The sequence below is a fragment of the Fluviicola sp. genome (assembly GCF_039596355.1).
Classification (GTDB): domain Bacteria; phylum Bacteroidota; class Bacteroidia; order Flavobacteriales_D; family Crocinitomicaceae; genus Fluviicola.
In genome coordinates, this window is the sequence record NZ_JBCNJW010000001.1 from 540680 (window position 1) to 559817 (window position 19138).

The 19138-nt window shown below is 45.4% G+C and carries 16 protein-coding genes; 7 read left to right on the forward strand and 9 right to left on the reverse strand.

Translation table 11 applies throughout. The annotated features are described in order from the left end of the window. Window position 1: 1 nt before the first annotated feature. Both ABDV94_RS02165 and ABDV94_RS02170 read right to left on the reverse strand, forming a co-directional pair. The gene (locus ABDV94_RS02165) at window positions 2-1375 is read right to left on the reverse strand and encodes an MFS transporter (protein ID WP_343604374.1); all 1374 of its coding nucleotides are present in this window, start codon (window positions 1373-1375) and stop codon (window positions 2-4) included. Window position 1376: 1 nt separating this feature from the next. Continuing rightward, on the reverse strand, window positions 1377-1943 hold the full coding sequence (locus ABDV94_RS02170) for a TetR/AcrR family transcriptional regulator (protein WP_343604376.1): 567 nt from the start codon (window positions 1941-1943) through the stop codon (window positions 1377-1379). A gap of 114 nt (window positions 1944-2057) precedes the next feature. On the opposite strand from ABDV94_RS02170, the gene ABDV94_RS02175 reads away from it, so the two are divergent. After that, entirely contained in the window at window positions 2058-3413 is a 1356-nt protein-coding gene (locus tag ABDV94_RS02175; protein ID WP_343604378.1) for an acyl-CoA dehydrogenase family protein, read from the forward strand. 18 nt (window positions 3414-3431) lie between these two features. Here the strand turns inward: ABDV94_RS02175 and ABDV94_RS02180 are convergent, their stop codons facing one another. The 3 genes from ABDV94_RS02180 to ABDV94_RS02190 all read right to left on the reverse strand — a co-directional run bounded on the left by ABDV94_RS02180 (window position 3432) and on the right by ABDV94_RS02190 (window position 5343). Further along, complete coding sequence (locus ABDV94_RS02180; RefSeq protein ID WP_343604380.1) at window positions 3432-4028, reverse strand: HD domain-containing protein; 597 nt, start codon at window positions 4026-4028, stop codon at window positions 3432-3434. A gap of 93 nt (window positions 4029-4121) precedes the next feature. Then, entirely contained in the window at window positions 4122-4769 is a 648-nt protein-coding gene (locus tag ABDV94_RS02185) for a hypothetical protein (RefSeq protein WP_343604382.1), read from the reverse strand. A gap of 118 nt (window positions 4770-4887) precedes the next feature. Then, window positions 4888-5343, reverse strand: coding sequence for a hypothetical protein (locus ABDV94_RS02190; protein ID WP_343604383.1), 456 nt, complete (start codon window positions 5341-5343; stop codon window positions 4888-4890). Window positions 5344-5615: 272 nt separating this feature from the next. Between ABDV94_RS02190 and ABDV94_RS02195 the strand changes: the two genes are divergently transcribed. Next, complete coding sequence (locus ABDV94_RS02195) at window positions 5616-5780, forward strand: hypothetical protein (protein WP_343604384.1); 165 nt, start codon at window positions 5616-5618, stop codon at window positions 5778-5780. Window positions 5781-5941: 161 nt separating this feature from the next. Continuing rightward, the gene (locus ABDV94_RS02200) at window positions 5942-7729 is read left to right on the forward strand and encodes a YfiR/HmsC family protein (RefSeq protein ID WP_343604386.1); all 1788 of its coding nucleotides are present in this window, start codon (window positions 5942-5944) and stop codon (window positions 7727-7729) included. An 11-nt stretch (window positions 7730-7740) separates the two neighbouring features. Here the strand turns inward: ABDV94_RS02200 and ABDV94_RS02205 are convergent, their stop codons facing one another. From ABDV94_RS02205 to ABDV94_RS02220, 4 genes are all read right to left on the reverse strand, one after another. Beyond that, window positions 7741-8391 (reverse strand): hypothetical protein, encoded by a 651-nt coding sequence (locus ABDV94_RS02205; protein WP_343604388.1) that lies wholly within the window; start codon window positions 8389-8391, stop codon window positions 7741-7743. Between the two features lie 100 nt (window positions 8392-8491). Continuing rightward, on the reverse strand, window positions 8492-8854 hold the full coding sequence (locus tag ABDV94_RS02210) for a DUF2200 domain-containing protein (protein WP_343604389.1): 363 nt from the start codon (window positions 8852-8854) through the stop codon (window positions 8492-8494). A 114-nt stretch (window positions 8855-8968) separates the two neighbouring features. Continuing rightward, window positions 8969-9247 (reverse strand): hypothetical protein, encoded by a 279-nt coding sequence (locus ABDV94_RS02215; RefSeq protein ID WP_343604391.1) that lies wholly within the window; start codon window positions 9245-9247, stop codon window positions 8969-8971. 117 nt (window positions 9248-9364) lie between these two features. Continuing rightward, window positions 9365-9826, reverse strand: coding sequence for a hypothetical protein (locus ABDV94_RS02220; protein ID WP_343604393.1), 462 nt, complete (start codon window positions 9824-9826; stop codon window positions 9365-9367). Between the two features lie 643 nt (window positions 9827-10469). Here ABDV94_RS02220 and ABDV94_RS02225 point away from each other — a divergent pair. The 4 genes from ABDV94_RS02225 to ABDV94_RS02240 all read left to right on the forward strand — a co-directional run bounded on the left by ABDV94_RS02225 (window position 10470) and on the right by ABDV94_RS02240 (window position 19007). Beyond that, the gene (locus tag ABDV94_RS02225) at window positions 10470-12863 is read left to right on the forward strand and encodes a choice-of-anchor L domain-containing protein (RefSeq protein ID WP_343604395.1); all 2394 of its coding nucleotides are present in this window, start codon (window positions 10470-10472) and stop codon (window positions 12861-12863) included. Between the two features lie 102 nt (window positions 12864-12965). Beyond that, window positions 12966-13367, forward strand: a complete 402-nt coding sequence (locus tag ABDV94_RS02230; RefSeq protein WP_343604397.1) for a hypothetical protein — start codon at window positions 12966-12968, stop codon at window positions 13365-13367. 71 nt (window positions 13368-13438) lie between these two features. After that, window positions 13439-17809, forward strand: coding sequence for a CusA/CzcA family heavy metal efflux RND transporter (locus ABDV94_RS02235; protein WP_343604399.1), 4371 nt, complete (start codon window positions 13439-13441; stop codon window positions 17807-17809). A gap of 19 nt (window positions 17810-17828) precedes the next feature. Then, entirely contained in the window at window positions 17829-19007 is a 1179-nt protein-coding gene (locus ABDV94_RS02240) for an efflux RND transporter periplasmic adaptor subunit (RefSeq protein ID WP_343604401.1), read from the forward strand. The last annotated feature ends 131 nt before the right edge of the window (window positions 19008-19138 follow it).

Sequence of the window (19138 nt, forward strand, 5' to 3'; positions counted from 1 at the left end):
TTTATTCGTTTGGTAATAAATACAACATAATTCCGACCAAAGCAACACAAATCAGTATTGCGATGATCCCTGCGCTATACGCCGTTTGCCATCCCTGTTTGGAAAAATAGAAAAAAATTCCCCCGATGATACTCACACCCAATGCCGAAGCTGTTTGCTGAAAGGTAGAATAAATGCCCGCAGCCGCACCGGCATATTCGGTTGGTACGCGTTTCAATACGATGTTGAGCAGGGAAGGGAGAACAAGTCCGTTTCCAAATCCCCAGGTACTCATGAGTGAAATAATGACCCAGGAATCGGTTCCCGGTTTCCAGCATTCCATTTGCAGGTAAAACGTGATTCCCATTAACAGGATTCCGGCCTGCAAAACCCGTTTTCCGAAACGGATGATCCATTTGGACGCGAGAATGGAAGAAGTCATAAACAGGAAGCCGGGCAAAATGAGATACAAACCGGTATTCATCGCGGAGATTCCCAAACCGTTTTGCAGGTACAAAGCACTCAGCAGCAAGTAGGAGGTGTGGAGCATAAAGTGAAACAACACGGCCAATAAACCGATGTCGAAATCCTTGATTTGAAAGAGACGCACGTCAATCAGCGGATTGCGGTTTTCAGCCAGTTTCTTTTTTTGGTTGTAGACGAAGTAAATGAATATTACCACTGACAAAACAAGTAGTCCGATACTCCAAAGCGGCCAGCCTGCTTCGCGTCCCTGGATTAAGGGGTAAATAAGGCAAAACAGCGCAAAGGTGAGGATGAAAATTCCCGAATAATCGAATTGGGTGCTGTGAGAAATTTTGGTTTCGCTAACGTATTTATGTGTGGCCCACAACGTAATGATCCCGATCGGCAGGTTGATAAAGAAAATGAGTCTCCAGCCGGCTACAATCCAGTGAATGTCCGATAAATAACCGCCCAGTACCTGCCCGGTAATGGACGCAATTCCCAGTGTGATTCCAAACAGACTGATGGCTTTTGCGCGTTCCTTTACATCCGTAAAAAGCGTTTGGATCAAAGCAATGGTCTGCGGAACCATGAATGAAGCACTCATTCCCTGGAAAAAACGGGTCACATTCAATTGAAAAGGAGTCATGGATAAACCGCACAAACAAGAAGTGACCGTGAAGAACAACATTCCCCAAAAGAATACTTTTTTGCGTCCGAAATGATCGCCGGCCCTGCCTCCTGTAATGAGGAAAGCGGCGTACCCCAGGAGATAACCTGCAATGACCAGCTGAACCTGCGCGTCGGTGGCATGAACGCCTTTTTTAATCGCCGGAATGGCAATGTTGATAATGAATACGTCGATTACAGAAAGGAGCGGAGCAGAAAGCACGATGATGAGTTGCAGCCATTTGTTGTTTGTTTCGTTCATGTCAGATCAGTTTTTGGAGGATGTCTTTTGCAAATTCTAAATCGTTTGTTTGTTTGAAAATGGAAGCTTCTACCACTCCGCCTTCCACAGCCAGGAACAGGAGTTGGGTTAGTTCGTCGTCTGCCAGGATTCGTTTGTGACCGGATTGAGCCACCAGTTCTGCAATGAATGCTTTCACACGGAGTTTGGCCCGCTGGATTTCAGCGCGGACGCGTGGATCCGTTGCGCCTGCTTCTTCGTTTGCCTTGATGAACGGGCAGCCTCCAAATTCCCGGATTTGCTGTCGTTCCCGGTGATAATCGATCACAGCCAGCAGTTTGTTTTTCGGATTCGGTTCGTTGTGTACAAATGCTTCCAGGCGCCCGAACCAGCGTTCGTGAAAACGCTGCAGGTAGGCAACCAGCAAGTCGGTTTTGGATTCGAAATGTTTGTAGAGCGAAGCTTTGGCAATATCTGCTTCTTCAATGACTTGATTGATACCGGTGTTGCAATATCCCTGTTCGTAGAATAATCGCTCGGCGGTATCCAATATTTTATCAATGACAATCTGACCTCTTAACTTCTTCATGGAACAAAGGTAAATAATAAATAGACAGATTTGTCTATTTATTTGTATTGATTTAAGTTCTTTTAAGATTCGGGCACGTCTTTTTGTCCTACATTCATAGGAAAACCTTCAGTTATGTCTTTTATTTCGAACATTAAAAATACCTGGAGCCTGTTTAAGCAGGTCGATTTGGAGCAGCTGTCTCGTTTATCGCAGAAGATAGACCTTGCGGAAGTCATGAATAAAGTAGGGAAACTGGATGATAGACAACTGGCCGGATTGATGAAAATGATCAGCGGGAACCATCCGAAGAAAGAACTTCCCCCGATCGACGGTGACTTTTACGATATCAGCCACACGCTTAGTCCGGATGAACGGGAACTTCAGCTGAAAGTCAGGGCGTTTATGGAAGGTGATGTGAAGCCGGTTGTGAACGATTACTGGCTGCGGGGTGAATTTCCCCATCATTTGATTCCGAAAGTAGCGGAACTGGATATTTGCGGGGTGGCGTATGCAGGCTATAGTAATCCGCTGCGATCGTGTTTGATGGAAGGTGTATTAGCGATGGAAATGGCCCGTGTGGATGCTTCGTTCGCCACGTTTTTCGGCGTACAAAGCGGTTTGGTCATGGGCTCCATTTACCTCTGCGGATCGGAAGCGCAAAAACAGGAATGGCTTCCGGAATTGAAAAGCCTGCGGAAAATAGGAGCTTTCGGGTTAACCGAACCGGAAGTAGGTTCTGCGGTTGCAGGAGGTTTGACCATGAGGGCCAAGCGAAACGGGAATAGCTGGACACTCAACGGGCAAAAGAAATGGATCGGCAATGCTACGTTTGCGGATGTGATCATTATCTGGGCGGAAGACGAAGAGGACAAACAAGTGAAAGGATTCCTGGTTCGGAAAGGCACGCCCGGACTGCACGTCGAAAAAATGGAGGATAAAATGGCGTTGCGGATCGTTCAGAACGGTATGATCACTTTGACCGATTGTGTGGTCGAAGAAGCAGACCGCTTACAAAACGCCAATTCCTTTAAAGATACTGCAAACGTATTACGCATGACACGTGCAGGTGTGGCCTGGCTTGCGGTAGGATGTGCCCGCGGAGCGTATGAAGCGGCGTTGAAATACACGCGTGAACGCAAACAATTCGGGAAACCGATTGCCTCTTTCCAATTGATCCAGAATCACCTGGTGGAAATGCTCACCAACCTGACGGCGATGCAGACCATGGTGGCGCGCTTATCGGAATTGCAGGATCAGGGGGAACTAACCGACGAACATGCTTCGCTGGCAAAGGTGTTTTGCAGTTTGCGCACCCGGGATATCGTTAGCAAAGCGCGCGAAGTGATGGGAGGAAACGGCATTTTGCTGGAACACGACGTGGCCCGTTTTGTTGCAGATGCAGAAGCCATTTATTCTTACGAAGGAACCAGGGAAATCAATACTCTGATTGTCGGGAGAGCCATCACGGGCTACAGCGCATTTGTGTAGCCGGATTGGAAGAGAAAATTAATGTTCCTTCTTCAGGATTCCTTTTTCAACGCTTTCGTTGAGCAGTTGTTCGGCAAAATTCCAGATGGTGTCTGAACCCTCTTTGATGATGCTCTTTTTTTGGAATACTTTCTCGAAACTCACGTCGAATTCTTTCCAGGTTCCGCCGTCGTTGGAAGTGTTTTGGAGCAGTGGTTCCAGTCGATCCATTGCACGGGCAAATTTGGCTTCGTGGGTTTCTCCCGCTTCAAATTCTTCCCAAACAGCGATGAAGTCTTCTGCCTGTTCTTTCGGAAGCAGCCCGAAAATACGTTTGGCAGCCAGGAGTTCTTCTTCCGTGTTCGAGTGATTTTTCTGCGTGTCGTAAATAAACGTATCTCCGGCATCAATCTCCACGATGTCGTGGATCAGCACCATTTTAACTACTTTCAAAACGTCGACCGGCTCATTGGAGTATTCCGATAAAACCACAGCCATCATGGCCAGGTGCCAGCTGTGTTCCGCATCGTTTTCAGGACGGTCGCTGTTGAATAATTTGGTTCTGCGCTGGATGTACTTGATTTGATCAATTTCCTTGATAAACTGGATCTGTTTCAATAAATTTTCCGGGAACATTGCTGATACGAATTGGTCTTCTGCAAAGGTAATTCAATTGCCGGCCATCCGGAAAATGCCCGGGGATAATTTTACGTTTAACAGCTCAACATTCTAAAGGACGATGTGAACCGGTGTAATCTGGTTGAACAGGAAGCTCACCTGTTGCTGGGAAGTGGTTACGACACCGTTGCGTTTCACCTTAAAGGTCAACGTTTTGTTTTTGAGGTAGCTCCATTCCGTGAAAGGATATTGGTTCATGAAACTCAAAGTAGTATCGACACATCCTGTGAAAAGAATCGGGTAGGGCTGGTAGGTGTAAATATCACTAACCCAGATTGAATCCGTTTCATTAAAACAAGCGGCATTTTTCAGGGAAAAGCTAAACAGGTATGACGGGTATACTTTCTTCTCGACCGTATTATCAGATCCGGGGTTAATGCCGATTTCAACACCGTTCGTATACACATTTTCGTAACCGTCGGCAAAAACACGCAGTTTGGTGTAAGTATCGAATTGGGCAATCTTCCTGTTGAAGTGGAATTTCCCGTCACCGTCGGTCGTGCCGACTTCTTCTTTGATTACTTCGGAAGAGGACTGAGACTGGTATTCGTAGATTACTTTTGCGCCGGAAATCGGGGAATCGTCTTCAGCATTCAACATCGTAATATCGGCTTCCAGGGTGCGTTCTTTTTTACAGGCTGTCAGTAATAAAACACAGCAAAGCGAAAGAACGAATAAGTAGGATGCGTCTCGATTCATAACGAAAAGTTTCTGCAAATATATACAGGGAATGGTTCCGCTTGCTGTTTGAATGTATTTTTTAATTGAACTGAATATGTAGGTTTTTTGTTTTTAGTCTCCGGCACACGGAAAGCCTTTAAAACCCGTAATTCCGGATCGTAATCACCTGATCCCGTTCGAATTCAGGCCGGTCGGTATCTTGCTCGAGCCCTTTTCGGATGAGTTCTTTCCGCAGTGATTCATTGTAGTTGCGGATTTTCTGGCGTTCTCTTTCCGTTTGTTCGGGATCTTCCTCGTGGATCTTGACTTCATTTAAGTTGATGTAGTTTTCCAGGTCAACGATCCTGCCGTCGTGCTCAATGCGTTTGTGCCAGCTTTCAGAATCCGTAACTGCCAGTAATTCGAGTGAGTAATGACCGTTTTCATCCTTCCGGATTACAAAACGAACTTTGCAGCCGCCACGCATCATTCCCGGAGGATAAAAATCAATATCATATATTTTGCTGATATCGATGCGGTTGGGCATGGAAATCTTGCCGTAATTGGCTCGCTTGAATGCCGATTTAAACAGGTTGAGCTGGTGTTTATCCATTGGAAGCAGATTTTTTCCGTTCGATGAAGTTAATGAAAATCGGTTCTTATGTGTTGTATTGGTAGCAGGAATTGAAAATAATGGTAACTTAACCAAACGTCAGGATAAACAAGATTTGTACTGGAAATATAGAAAGCCACGATCCCGATAGCTATTGGGACTTGCATGAGCTCAGTCGAACAATGACTGATTATTTGTGGTGCCTGCAGCAGGCATTGAAATATGGTAGAATATGATCTTCATTCTGATTTAAGATCAATAACTAAATAGCTATGAAAACGAACAAAGCATGGCACGAACAAAACCGGATGCCTCAAAATGCAACTTTCGAAGAACGGGTTCACTGGCACCTGGAGCATCAGAAAAACTGTAATTGCCGACCTATTCCGGAGAAATTGCGCAGCGAAATGGAAAAGCGGAACTTGTTGAAGAAATAACGGCTGACTTCGTAACCGGCTGGAAAGATAGCCTTCCAGGATTTCATCTTTTTATGACAGAAGGGTAACACGGGAAATAGTTTGAATTTCATACCTTTGCCGCGCTTATAGCGAGAAACTTATTGAAACAGTTTCGAACACAATTTATAGCGATCGTCGATATGAACAGGAAACCTTTTGCCAGCTCAATCACCCTTGGATTGAAAGGCCTTTTTGCGTTGTTAACAGCGTGCTTTGCCTTTTCTTTCACTACTACTGCACAATTTTCACGCTCCGATGAATCGGTTGCCGCGAGTATTTATACCATCATGCTGAACACGACCTGGGAAAACCAGTCTTCGTTTCAGACTTTCCAGATCGGGGTGCTCGACAGCGATACGTCGTTTTACAGCATTGTCCGTAAAAAGTATGAAGGCATTGCACTCAAAGGAAAAAAGGTGAGCGTGGTTCACTTTAAGAACCTGGAAGCGATCGGTGTAACGCAGGTGTTGTGTATCGACAAAAAATTCAACAAGAAGATTGATAAAATCGCCAAAGCGGTTGCTGGAAATCATACCTTGCTCATCACCAATGGCTGTAAAGATGAGGATTTCACAATGGTGAATTTTAACGGCCGCCTGAAAAAAGACGATTTCAGCATCAACCAGGTCAATATGGAAAAGGCCGGCTTGAAGCCCACCAACCAGTTCGAAGGCTACATGGAAGGAACGGTTCAATGGGAAGAATTGCTCAACGAATCGAACGAAAAATTGGCCAAAGAGCACGAAAAAGTAGTGGCGAAAGATCGAACAATCAAAGTGCAAAAAGCCCGTATCAACTACCAGGAAATGTCACTTGAAGAGAAGATGCGTATGCTCGACGAACAAAGCAGCATCCTGGACGAACAGGCTCAAAAACTCGAAAGCCAGTCGCTTGCCATTGCAGACCAGGAAAAAACCTTGTCCGACCAAAAACAACGTATTGCAGCCCAGAAAGGACAGATCAACGAACAATTGCACGAACTCGGAATGCAGCGTGTGATCCTGATCATGGGATTGGTAGTATTGCTGTTAATCCTGGGGATTGCCTATGTATTGTACCGCAGTTCCGTGCAGCGCAAGAAATCCATCATTGAACTGTCCGAACAGCATGCCATTGTGATCGAACAGAAAGAACAGATCGAAAGAATCCTCTTTGAACTGACCGATAGCATCCGTTACGCCTATCGGATTCAGAACGCCGTTTTGCCAAGTGAACAAACGATCCGTGGAACCATTCCGGGAGAGTTTTTCGTGATGTACAAACCAAAAGACATTGTCAGCGGGGACTTCTTCTTCGTAGACCGTCGCGGAGACTGGACGCTGGTAGCCGTTGCAGATTGCACAGGGCATGGTGTTCCGGGTGCATTCGTGAGCATGTTGTGTATCAGCTTGCTGAACGAAATTGTAAAACAACAGGAAATTACCCGTGCTGATATCATCCTGAATGAATTGCGCGACAAAGTGATTACTTCCTTGCAGCAAAAGGGAATCCAGGGGGAACAAATGGACGGAATGGATATTTCGTTGTTGCTGATCAACAATAAAACATACCAATGCCACTGGTCGGGAGCAAACAACCCGCTGTACATCGTTTCGTCGAAAAACAACAAGCTGGAAGAATTGAAGCCGGATAAGCGACCGATTGCCATCTACCCGGACATGAAGGAATTTACGAATCACGAGTTGATTGCTAACAAGGGAGACGTGTTTTATCTCTTCACGGATGGTTATTCAGACCAGTTCGGAGGTGAAAAAGGGAAAAAATTCATGAGCCGTAATTTCAAGAACCTGCTGGCTGAAAACGCCCACAAACCAATGAATGAGCAGAACAAGATTCTTGATTCAACGATCGAAAACTGGAAGTCTGCCAATGGATCCGATTTTGAACAGATCGACGATATTACGGTATTGGGAATCCGGATCGGGTAATGACTATGATGTTAGCATAACTTAAAGTCTTCCGTGAGGTACCCCGTGCCATATCTGTTAGGATTTACCCCTTCAAAACTGACATTTCCAGTACCGTAAAACAGAGATAGATTGTCGTCTTCATGATATGAAGCTTTTAACATGTCATATTTTTCTTTTCCGATATTGGTTTTATTGAAAAGAACAAAAATTCCATAGATTCGTTCTCTGTTTTGACTGCGATGAATAATTAGTTCATTTAGTCGTTTTATTTTTTCTAAATCCTCTTTGTATTTTTTTATATCGCTATCACCAATTCCCTTTTGTTTTCTGCAGAATTTTAATTCCAATAGTATCGCACTGCCACCAACTTCAAATAACTTACTTGAGTAATTTTTAAATTTTGCAGTTTGGCGTTTTACTTTGAATTCGACAGAATGAAATATGCTCATATGGGCCGGATCAATAATACACAAGTCAGGAATCAACGTTAATTTTTCATCTTCATCAAAGAATTTGACTTCAGAGTGTAATGAACTTCCATAGACTCCTGCATTGATCGTATGGGATTTCATCGAAACAATATTCTTTATCAATGAGAAAAGGTGACATTTTAAATCGTCTTCTGTAAGAATGAGTCCCGGACAATCCTGATATTCCTTTTCAAAATGTTGTATTTCCATCAATATGGAATCAATAGTAGTTTGGTTTATTATCATGCTCGAATAAAAGAATACGTTATGAAAAATACAGATGATTGAAAATGTTTAAACCAGAGCAGAATTAACTCCGCAGGATTTTTTCCATTTTCTTGCCTTTCGCCAGTTCATCAACCAGTTTATCGAGGTAGCGCACCTGTTTCGTGAGTGGTGTTTGAATTTCCTCAATTTTGTATCCGCAAATTGTTCCTGTGATCAGTTTGGCATTCGGGTGCAGTGTTGCCAGCTCAAAAAAGGTTTGAAAAGTTACGTTCTGAGTCAGGAGTTCCTGCAGTTTGCTTTCATCGAAACCGGTGAGCCACTCGATTACCTGGAGTAGTTCCTGTTCGGTACGTCCCTTTTTTTCCACCTTCACTACATAGTGTGGATAAACAGAAGCAAAAGTCATTTTCGCGATGCGTTCGTCGTGTTCAGGAGATGTGCTCATCGTAATCCGTTTGAAAATACAACCCTAAGTTACGGATTCCGGCTTGCTTTTATGTGGTTGTTAATGAAATCCTCTGAGTCCTTCGTTTCTTTGCGTTTATAGAGTCATTTCTGGCTACAAATACCTCGCATTGCGTGAAGACCCCACTTCATCGCCCAGTTTACTTCCGTTTTCTTCAGCATATAACTTATCCCGTTCGTCTTTCGTCAGAATTTTGTCTTTCGGGAAAATGACCGGGTTGATCAGGTAAAACCAAAAGATGGGAAAGAGCGCATTCAGTATCATGTTGATGATTTTCTGCTGTCTCGAAAGAATAACCGACTGACTGATTTTCAAACTCGTAATAATCGTCAGGCACAAATAAATGCACAGTGCAATGATGGAAGGTATCATAAATGAAAGGTACAAAATATTTTTCACGTAGAATACAGTTACAGTCTGCGTAAATCTGCATGATCTGTAGGCCTTGAAAAATGACCAGGATTTTGAACGAAACATAGTTTTTGACCTTCACCTGCTCGCGCGAAACGTCTGAATCAACCCGAAAATATTCAGGAAAACCAGTACGGCATACAGCACAATTCCCGCCTGCCAGTGAATCGTGAGATCTGCGCCATCGCTGTTACAAATCACTCCCCAAACATAGGTTTTCAGCCAGAAAGGAAACAATGCAAGCAGGAACGTGTGTAAAATCAGGAAGTTGAAAGACCGTTGGATCGACCTGGAAGACTGCGCTAAAAAACTGGTGATGGAAAAAAACAAAATAGCACATAACTGCGTGGTGAACGCAAATGAGATTCCCCAAAACGAAAGATCTTTCCCGGTGATCAATCCACCATAAATGAAGATATGAGGAACGGTAGGGCCATAGAGTTTGTAACCTCCCGGACCGATCTCAAGCCAGATAAACGGAATGAAAAGACAGGCAAAAGACAAGACGCCGGAAAGAAACAAGATTTGTCGGTAGTTCATATAAGTTGATTAAAAACAAACAGGTAAACGTATCAACCGGCTCATTTAGTGCCTGCGATACGATATTTCAAGTTCGTTCGGACTGTCGGAAGAGTTGTTCCTTCCCTTCGAAAACAGAGAAAGTATGAACGATAAAATAACTGTTTACCTCTAAAAAAGTGCTATTTACCACATTCACCATCGGGCATTCAGTGACGCTTATTTTGAGTTCGCTGCGGTGGCTGCGATCGGTTCCTACCTGTTCAAAAAATCCCTCGGCGTGCGTCTGAATGAAGGAGAGTAAGTAGGCTGAAAAACAAACGATTGTTAAAAAATCATATCTGATCAACCTTTTGAATCAATTAGGAATCCTTTGATTTTGATGTGATTAAAAATCGGAAATTGATTTCCGGAATCGTATGCATTCCTACCAGTTGCCCGGAATAAAACGCACTTTACAAGGAAAGAATCACTAATTGTTTAGTAAAAGATTTGTGCCCGGAAAAAGGTTTCCGGTTTGTCCTTCCTGCCGAAAGGAGAAATCCGGTTTTTAGGATTCCCCGTAAGTGATCTTTATGGAGGAAAGCGAAGAACAATTACCAGGGTAAAAGATTGTTCCTTTGCAAACCGAAAAGTACAACTTAGACAAAAGCGTAAGAAGATTATGAAGAAAACTGTTAGAAGTTTAGGGATAGTTATTGCTATTTGCCTTACTACCCTCGACCTGAAAGCACAGCTCATAACCACCACCCAATATACACCTCAATATTTAGTTCAGAATGTGTTGCTCGGCTCTGGAGTAAACGTTTCGAATGTGCATTACACAGGTGCACCAAAAGCCATCGGTTGGTTCAACGGAACAAATACCAATCTGGGAGTTGACTCCGGACTTGTATTGACAACAGGAACTGTGATCGATTCAAGTGTACTGATTCCCAATTTCGGATGGCGGCAACTGGGGCCTTTCGGTCCGAACAATCACGGAGCTACGGGATTCGATAACTATTTTCCCGGAGACCCCCTGATTTCAAGCGTGGTAGGACTTCCTTCGTATAACGCAGCACGTTTGGAGTTTGATTTCGTTCCGCAGGGAGATTCCATTACATTCGAATTCGTTTTCGGATCAGAAGAATACATGGAATTTGTGGGGTTGGGAGTAAATGACGCTTTTGGTTTCTTTATTTCCGGGCCCAATCCGGCAGGAGGGACGTACACCAATCGAAACATTGCCCTGATCCCGAATACAACGACTCCGATATCTATTAACGACCTGAATCTGAACTCCAACGGACAGTATTACATCAACAATCCGAATATCAACGGCTCTACCGATGCTACGCGCATTCAGTATGACGGTTTCACCACAGTACTTCCCGCCAACGCAGCAGTGGTTTGCGGACAAACGTACCATATTGTGCTGGTTGTTTCGGATATCGGTGACGGAATCCTGGATTCGGGTGTTTTCCTGAAAGCAAACAGTTTCAAAAGTTCATCTTCACTCAATATCACTGCCGAAAACCAATCCGGGAACGGCGCTTTTTTGAAAGAAGACTGTGGCGAGTGGAAAATCATTTTGACCCGTTCTTCTTCCGATACACAGCAGGAACAAACAGTAGCAATTCATACAAAAGGAAGTTTTTCAACCCAGGATGTCACACCGATTCCTTCACAAGTAGTATTCCAGCAGGGATCAGATACGGTTTCCTTTACGTTGGGAGCATTGTTCGACGGGGTGACAGAACCGCTCGAATCCATTCGAATCATTGCAGAAATGCAGTCGGGATGTGGAACCTTGATGATTTCAGACAGTGTAGATCTGTTCATTGAAGATGTGGCTCCGCTGATGGTAAGTTTATCCGACACAACGATTTTCTGCCCGTCAAACCAGCTTCACCTCACACCGGTGGTTGCAGGAGGAAGCGACCCGTATACTTTTGTCTGGAATACGGCAGAAACCACGCGGGAAATTGATGTTCCGGCAACGAATGATACGCATTATGTGCTCACGGTTACGGATCAGTGTGGAAATAAAGTGAGTGATACGGCTTCGATTTTCGTTCCGCCGGTCATTCCGATCGGTTTGACACTATCAGCAGATACGACCGTATTCTGTGCAAACAGTTTGGTGACCCTGCAGGCAAGTTCTTCCGGGGGAAGTCCCAATCACCATATTTCCTGGAGTACAGGAACAGTGGGAAATACAGTCACTGTGAACGTAACTCAAACCCTATTTGTTGTAGCGAATGCCACAGACCAGTGTGGAAACAGCATTTCTGATTCGGTACTGATTACCTTGAAAATATTACCGGTTGAATCCCGTATTTCACCCGATACGATCATCTGTGCGGGAGAAAGCGTGAACCTGGCCGTCGTTCCTTCCGGAGGCTACGGGAACAATTACTCCTTCTCCTGGAACACAGGAGCAACGGATTCCGTGATTACGGTTGCACCTCAGCAGACAGAAACGTTTATTGTCGGAATTGCAGATGCCTGTGGAGTGATCGGCGTGTATGACACGGTAGTCGTAGAAGTTCCGGTGGTTGAGGCAGACTTTAGTACCGTGGGATTGATGCTGGAAAACGAAGAAATTACCTTTAGCAATCATTCCAGCGGAGCATCGAGCTATGCCTGGAATTTAGGAAATGGAGTCTTGAGCGCCGAGAAAAACCCGGTTGCCACTTACCCAAGTCCCGGAAAAGTCCCGGTAACATTGATTGCCCGCAACGAAATGGGCTGTGTGGATTCCATTTCAAAGGTATTGGAAATCCGTTCCAAAATTCAGTTCTATGCACCGAATTCCTTTACTCCGGATGGAGACGAACACAACAATGTGTGGAAACCTTCGGTACTCGGATATGATTCTCAGAATGTTGAAATTCTGGTGTTTGACCGCTGGGGAGAGCTTGTTTTCGAAAGCAGGGATGCCGACGCGGGCTGGGACGGGACCTATGCCGGAAAAACATGTCCCGTAGGAATGTATATCTGGAAAGCAACGATTCGGTCATACGGTTCCGCGGAAACAGCAGAATTTAATGGACACCTAAACCTTATCAGATGAGGAGGTTTTCTCATCTGATAACATCCCGGCAGTTCAATTCTCTTCGTTAAGAATTACTTAAAGAGCTGCCGATCAAAACAATTTATCTTTACATTTACAGCGATGAATAAGCTGAAGAAAGCGTTTGTTTTGTTCCTGATCCTGGTTCTGACTTTTCCGGGAGAGACAGCGCATGCTTTTTCATTTGTTCCGAAATTCATTGCTCATTACGAACACCACAATCGGGAACACCACCCGGTCAGTTTCATTGAATTCATCCATGAACATTTCACCAGCAAGGCAGAACACGATAAACACGAACATCACCGCGATGATCAGGACAACTGCCCGTTTTCCCATAATCACACAACGGTTCAACTGGTGTATGTTCTGAAAAAAGACACCTTTGATCTCCTGTCTGCTTCATTTGTTAGTGCAGATCATGAGAAATCACAACTTCCCGTTTACCGCTTTTCGTTTTCCGAATACAGCGGAAGCATCTGGCAGCCGCCAAAAATAGCTTAATTCAATGTTCGCATTTTGAATATCCGGGATCGTTCCGGATAAGCTGTTTTTATTTCATTAAATTTTAATTTATGCTGGATGCAGTTATTCGCTTTTCCATTCGGAATAAGCTGATTATAGGCATGCTGATGCTTGCCCTGGTCATTTGGGGAAGTTATTCACTTACGAAACTTCCCATTGATGCTGTGCCTGATATTACGAACAATCAGGTTCAGATCATTACTTCCGCACCTTCACAATCGGCACAGGATATTGAACGTTTGGTGACCTTCCCAGTCGAACAGGCTGTTGCTACCATTCCCGATATCGAAGAAGTACGCTCTTTTTCGCGCTTCGGACTGAGCGTTGTGACAGTCGTGTTTCACGATGGTGTGGATGTATACAAAACACGTCAGTTGGTTTCCGAACGCCTGACAGTTGCACAAAACGATATCCCGGCCGGAATCGGAACTCCTGCATTGGGGCCGATTACAACCGGTTTGGGAGAAATTTACCAATACACGATTCACGCCGAACCGGGCTACGAAAAAAAATACACGGCGATGGAACTGCGCACGATTCAGGATTGGATTGTGCGGCGGCAATTGCTCGGAGTAGATGGAGTAGCAGATGTGAGTAGTTTCGGAGGCTATCTCAAGCAATACGAAATCGCATTGAATCCTGATAAACTCAACAGTTTGGGAATTACCATCGCGGACGTTTTCACGGCGTTGGAAAAAAATAATCAAAACACTGGCGGGGCGTATATCGACAAAAAGCCGAATGCCTGGTATATCCGCAGTGAGGGGTTGATCGGAAGTATGGAAGACATCAAACGGATTGTGGTCAAGCAAATGGAAAACGGACTTCCCGTTCTGATCCGCGATGTGGCTGACGTGCGAAACGGACATGCTATCCGCTACGGAGCTTTGACCTACAACAACAAAGGCGAAGCAGTCGGAGCGATTGTGATGATGCTGAAGGGAGCCAATTCTTCCCAGGTAATAACCAATGTGAAAGAGCGCATGGAACAGATCAAAAAGACCCTGCCGAAAGGAGTGCGTCTTGAACCGTTCCTTGATCGTACGAAACTGGTAAACAATGCTATCGGTACGGTTTCCAAAAACCTGTTGGAGGGAGCTTTAATCGTCATTTTTATCCTGGTGCTGTTCCTGGGGAATTTTCGCGCCGGGTTGATTGTGGCTTCGGTGATTCCGCTGGCTATGCTGTTTGCCATTTCATTGATGAACCTGTTCGGAGTTTCCGGAAACCTGATGTCACTTGGAGCAATCGACTTCGGGTTGATTGTCGACGGAGCGGTAATTATTGTGGAAGCAACCCTGCATCACATGGGACTGCTCAAAATCGGCCGTAAACTCACGCAGCAGGAAATGGACGATGAAGTTTACCAATCTGCGAGTAAAATCCGTTCTTCTGCAGCATTCGGTGAAATCATCATCTTGATTGTATACCTTCCGATTCTTGCTTTGGTAGGAATTGAAGGAAAAATGTTCGGGCCGATGGCTCAAACCGTTTCGTTTGCCATTTTGGGAGCCTTCATTTTGTCATTGACTTACGTGCCGATGATGAGCGCCCTGTTCCTGAGTAAGAAAACGGAACACAAACGCAATTTCTCCGACCGCCTGATGGATGGACTTCACCGGGTGTATGAACCGCTTATCAATAAAGCACTGAAAACTCCGAAATGGATCGTAGCCGCTGCAGTGGTTCTGTTTGTTGGAAGTTTACTGCTCTTTGGCCGCCTGGGAGCAGAATTCATCCCGTCGCTGGACGAAGGAGATTTTGCGGTTGAAACCCGTGTGATGTCGGGAAGTAGTTTGGAAGAAACCGTCAGTGCCGCAAAGAAAGCTTCGGATATTTTGCTCAAGAGATTCCCGGATGAGGTGAGCATGGTGGTCGGGAAAATCGGTTCGGGAGAAATCCCCACAGATCCGATGCCGATTGAAGCCTGCGATCTCATGGTGATCCTCAAAGATAAATCGGAATGGAAAAAAACGCAGGATAAGAACGAATTGGCAAATCGGATGACGGAAGAACTGGAAGACATTCCGGGAGTTACTTTCGGATTCCAGCAGCCGATCCAGATGCGTTTCAACGAGTTGATGACCGGAGCACGACAGGATGTAGTAGTGAAAGTATACGGTGAAGACCTGGACATGCTGACAAGCTATTCCGGGAAGATCGCCAAAATTGCAGCAACCATTGAAGGAGCAGCGGATTTGTACCAGGAAAACGTCAAAGGAGCGCGGCAGATTCTCATTTCCTACGACCGGGATGCTTTGGCGCGTTTCGGAATGGATATTGAAGATATCAACACAACAGTCAATGCGGCTTTCGCCGGACAGAGTGCCGGACTGATTTACGAAGGGGAAAAACGCTTTGACATGGTGGTTCGCCTGGAGAAAGAACTCCGCACCAGTATCGAAGACGTGCAGAAATTGTATGTGAAAGCACCGAATGGAAACCAGATTCCGCTGTCACAAGTGGCAACTGTCCGCTTCGACGATTCCGCTCCGATCCAGATTCAGCGTGATGACGCCAAACGACGCATTACGATTGGGTTCAATGTACGCGGAAGAGACGTGGAAAGTGTGGTGAAGGAACTCCAGAAAAAAGTAGAGCAGCAAGTAAACTTTGCGCCGGGATATTACCCGACCTACGGAGGAACGTTTGAAAACCTGCAGGAAGCACGGGGACGTTTGCTGATTGCTGTTCCCGTCGCTTTATTGCTGATTTTTATCCTGCTTTATTTCACGTTTAGTTCCATTCGTCAAAGTTTATTGATTTTCTCAGCGATTCCTTTGTCGGCGATCGGGGGAGTGATTGCTTTGTGGCTGCGCGATATGCCCTTTAGTATTTCTGCAGGCGTTGGGTTTATTGCACTTTTCGGAGTAGCGGTTCTCAACGGAATTGTGTTGATCGGAGAATTCAATCACTTGAAAAAACAAGGGATAGCAGATGTGAAAGAACGCATTTTGCGTGCAACGCAGACCCGTTTGCGCCCGGTGATGATGACTGCCGCAGTCGCATCACTCGGATTCCTGCCGATGGCATTGTCTCACGGAAGCGGGGCAGAAGTCCAAAAACCACTTGCTACGGTTGTTATCGGTGGATTGATCACAGCCACTTTGCTAACCCTCATCGTACTTCCATGTATCTATTATCTCACCAACAGACCGAAGCATATGGGACCTAAACAGAAAATCGTTCCGAAAGCGGCAGGCTTGCTTCTGATCGGATTGTTTGTTCAGCAATTCAGTTTCGGGCAAACGACCCTTTCGCTGGATTCAGCTTTACAAATGGCTTACCGGAACAACCCGGGATTGCGCTCCAAATCACAGCAGATCACGTATTACGACCAGTTGCGAAGAGCCGGGAGCGAATTGCCGAAAACGGATGTGAGCCTGATGATCGGGCAGTATAACAGCTATTACAAAGGCGATAACAACATCACGATTTCTCAAACGATTCCATTTCCGACGGTCTTTACGGCCAGAACCGGTTTGGCGCGGTCGCAGGGAAAAGGTGCGGGGTTGGCGCTCGAAGCGTCCAGAAATGAGCTGACCTTCGAAATCCGCCAGTTGTATCTGCAAAATGCTTACTGGAATTCCTATGGAAAGCTACTGGCGAAGCAGGATTCGTTGTTACAAGGTTTCGCAAAGGCTACGGATTTGAATTACCAGGCAGGAGCCGGTTCATTGCTCGAGAAAACAACGATTGAAACGCGCCTGAATGAAATTCGGAGCAAGCAATTCCAGGTAGAAGCCGAACAAAAAGGAATCGCCGGAAGATTGCAGTTCCTGCTGGGAGCAGAACAACCGCTTCGATTCGAAACAAACGATCTGGGAGTGATTGAAACGATTCCGGCCGGAGATACCGCTCAGTTAAAGGAAAATCCACAGGCACTCTACCTGCAGCAGCAAATTGTCATTGCGGAAAATGAACGCAAACTGGCGGTGAATAATGCGCTTCCGGAATTGAAAGTGGGGTATTTCAACCAAACGCTGTACGGAACGCAGTTACAGGAGAACTCGACCGCACTAGCCGGGCGTTCGGATCGTTTCCAGGGATTTCAACTCGGACTCACCATTCCGCTTTGGTTTGGGCCGGAGGTGAATCGAAATAAGGCCGCTGCAATCAACCGGGAAGTGAAAAACCTGGAGTATGAAAATTACGTCAACCGCCTGCAAAGCGAGTACGAGAAAACGATGCAATTAGTGCAGTCTGGGAGAAACCTGCTGGATTATTACAGGAATTCGGCACTTCCGAATGCGGACTTGATTGAAAAGCAGTCGGTGAAATCCTTTGAACTCGGTGAAATCGATTTTACCACACATTTAATAAACATGCAGCAAACGATTGCGATTCGTGAAGGGTATCTGAAAGCGATGAGTGATTACAACGCAGGCTTGCTCTACCTGAATTACCTGATGGCGGAGTAACGAACAAAAATTGGAAAAAATGAAAACAAATTGGATCATATATTTAGTCTTTGCCGGGTTGCTGACTTCCTGTGGTAGTGGCAGTACGACAAAAGAAACGAAGGAACCACATCACGACGAAGCCGCTGATGTGGTTGAGCTGACACAGGCACAGTACGAATCTGCCGAAATTGCGCTCGGAGTATTTGAAAAACGCACGATCAGCGGGGTCATTACAGCAAATGGTTTCCTGGATGTTCCGCCTCAGAGTAAGGTATCAATCTCCGCTCCGATGGCCGGTTTTGTGAAATCTACCCAGCTTTTGCCGGGATCACGTGTTTCGAAAGGACAGGTTGTTGCTGTGTTGGAGAACCAGGATTACATTCAGTTGCAACAGGAATACCTGGAAAACTACGGTCAGCTGGAATACCTGAACTCGGAATACGAACGCCAGCAGCAATTAGCGAAAGAAAGCATCAATGCCCGTAAATCACTGGAACAGGCCAAAGCCAATTACCTCACGGCGAAAGGCCGGTTAGAAGGATTGAAATCGCGCCTGGAATTGCTGAAGATCAATATCAACAGCCTGAAAAATGGCAAGATTCAGAATACCATTAGTCTGTATGCACCGATTTCGGGGTACGTTACGAAAGTAAATACCAACATCGGTGCTTTTGTGAACCCGACGGATGTGATTATCGAAATTGTAAATACAGCAGAATTGCACGTGGAATTGACGATTTACGAAAAAGACATTCCGTCTATCCGCGAAGGACAACGCGTCTTGTTCAGCCTGGCAAATGAAACAACGGAACGTGAAGCGCGTGTGAAATTGATCGGGAGGGAAATCAGCAAAGAACGCAGCGTGCAGATTCATTGTGATTTGACGAAAGATGACAAGGAACTGATTCCCGGAATGTACCTGAAAGCGGTGGTGGAAACAGACAATGCGCTCTTGACAGCTGTTCCGGAAAGTGCCCTGGTGTATTTCGAAGGAAAATCATATGTTTTTACCCAGGAAAAAGCACACGCCGGTGAAAAAGAAAAGAGCCTGCATTTCAAAATGGTGGAAGTAACCGCCGGAAAAGCAGAAGCCGGTTTTGTTGCGGTAACGTTGCCGGAAGGTTTTGATGTGAGAAAACAATTGGTAGTTCGCGGAGCGTATAGTCTGCTGGCGAAGATGAAGAATTCGGAAGAGGAAGGCGGGCATGCACATTGATGGTTGATGTGCTTGTTTTTGTAACGAAAAAAACGCTGGAATTTTCACTATTTTCAAGGGCTGTTCGCAATATCGCGAACATGCAACCGGTAGCGACTTTCAGCCCGGAATCATAAGACCTCAAATACAAA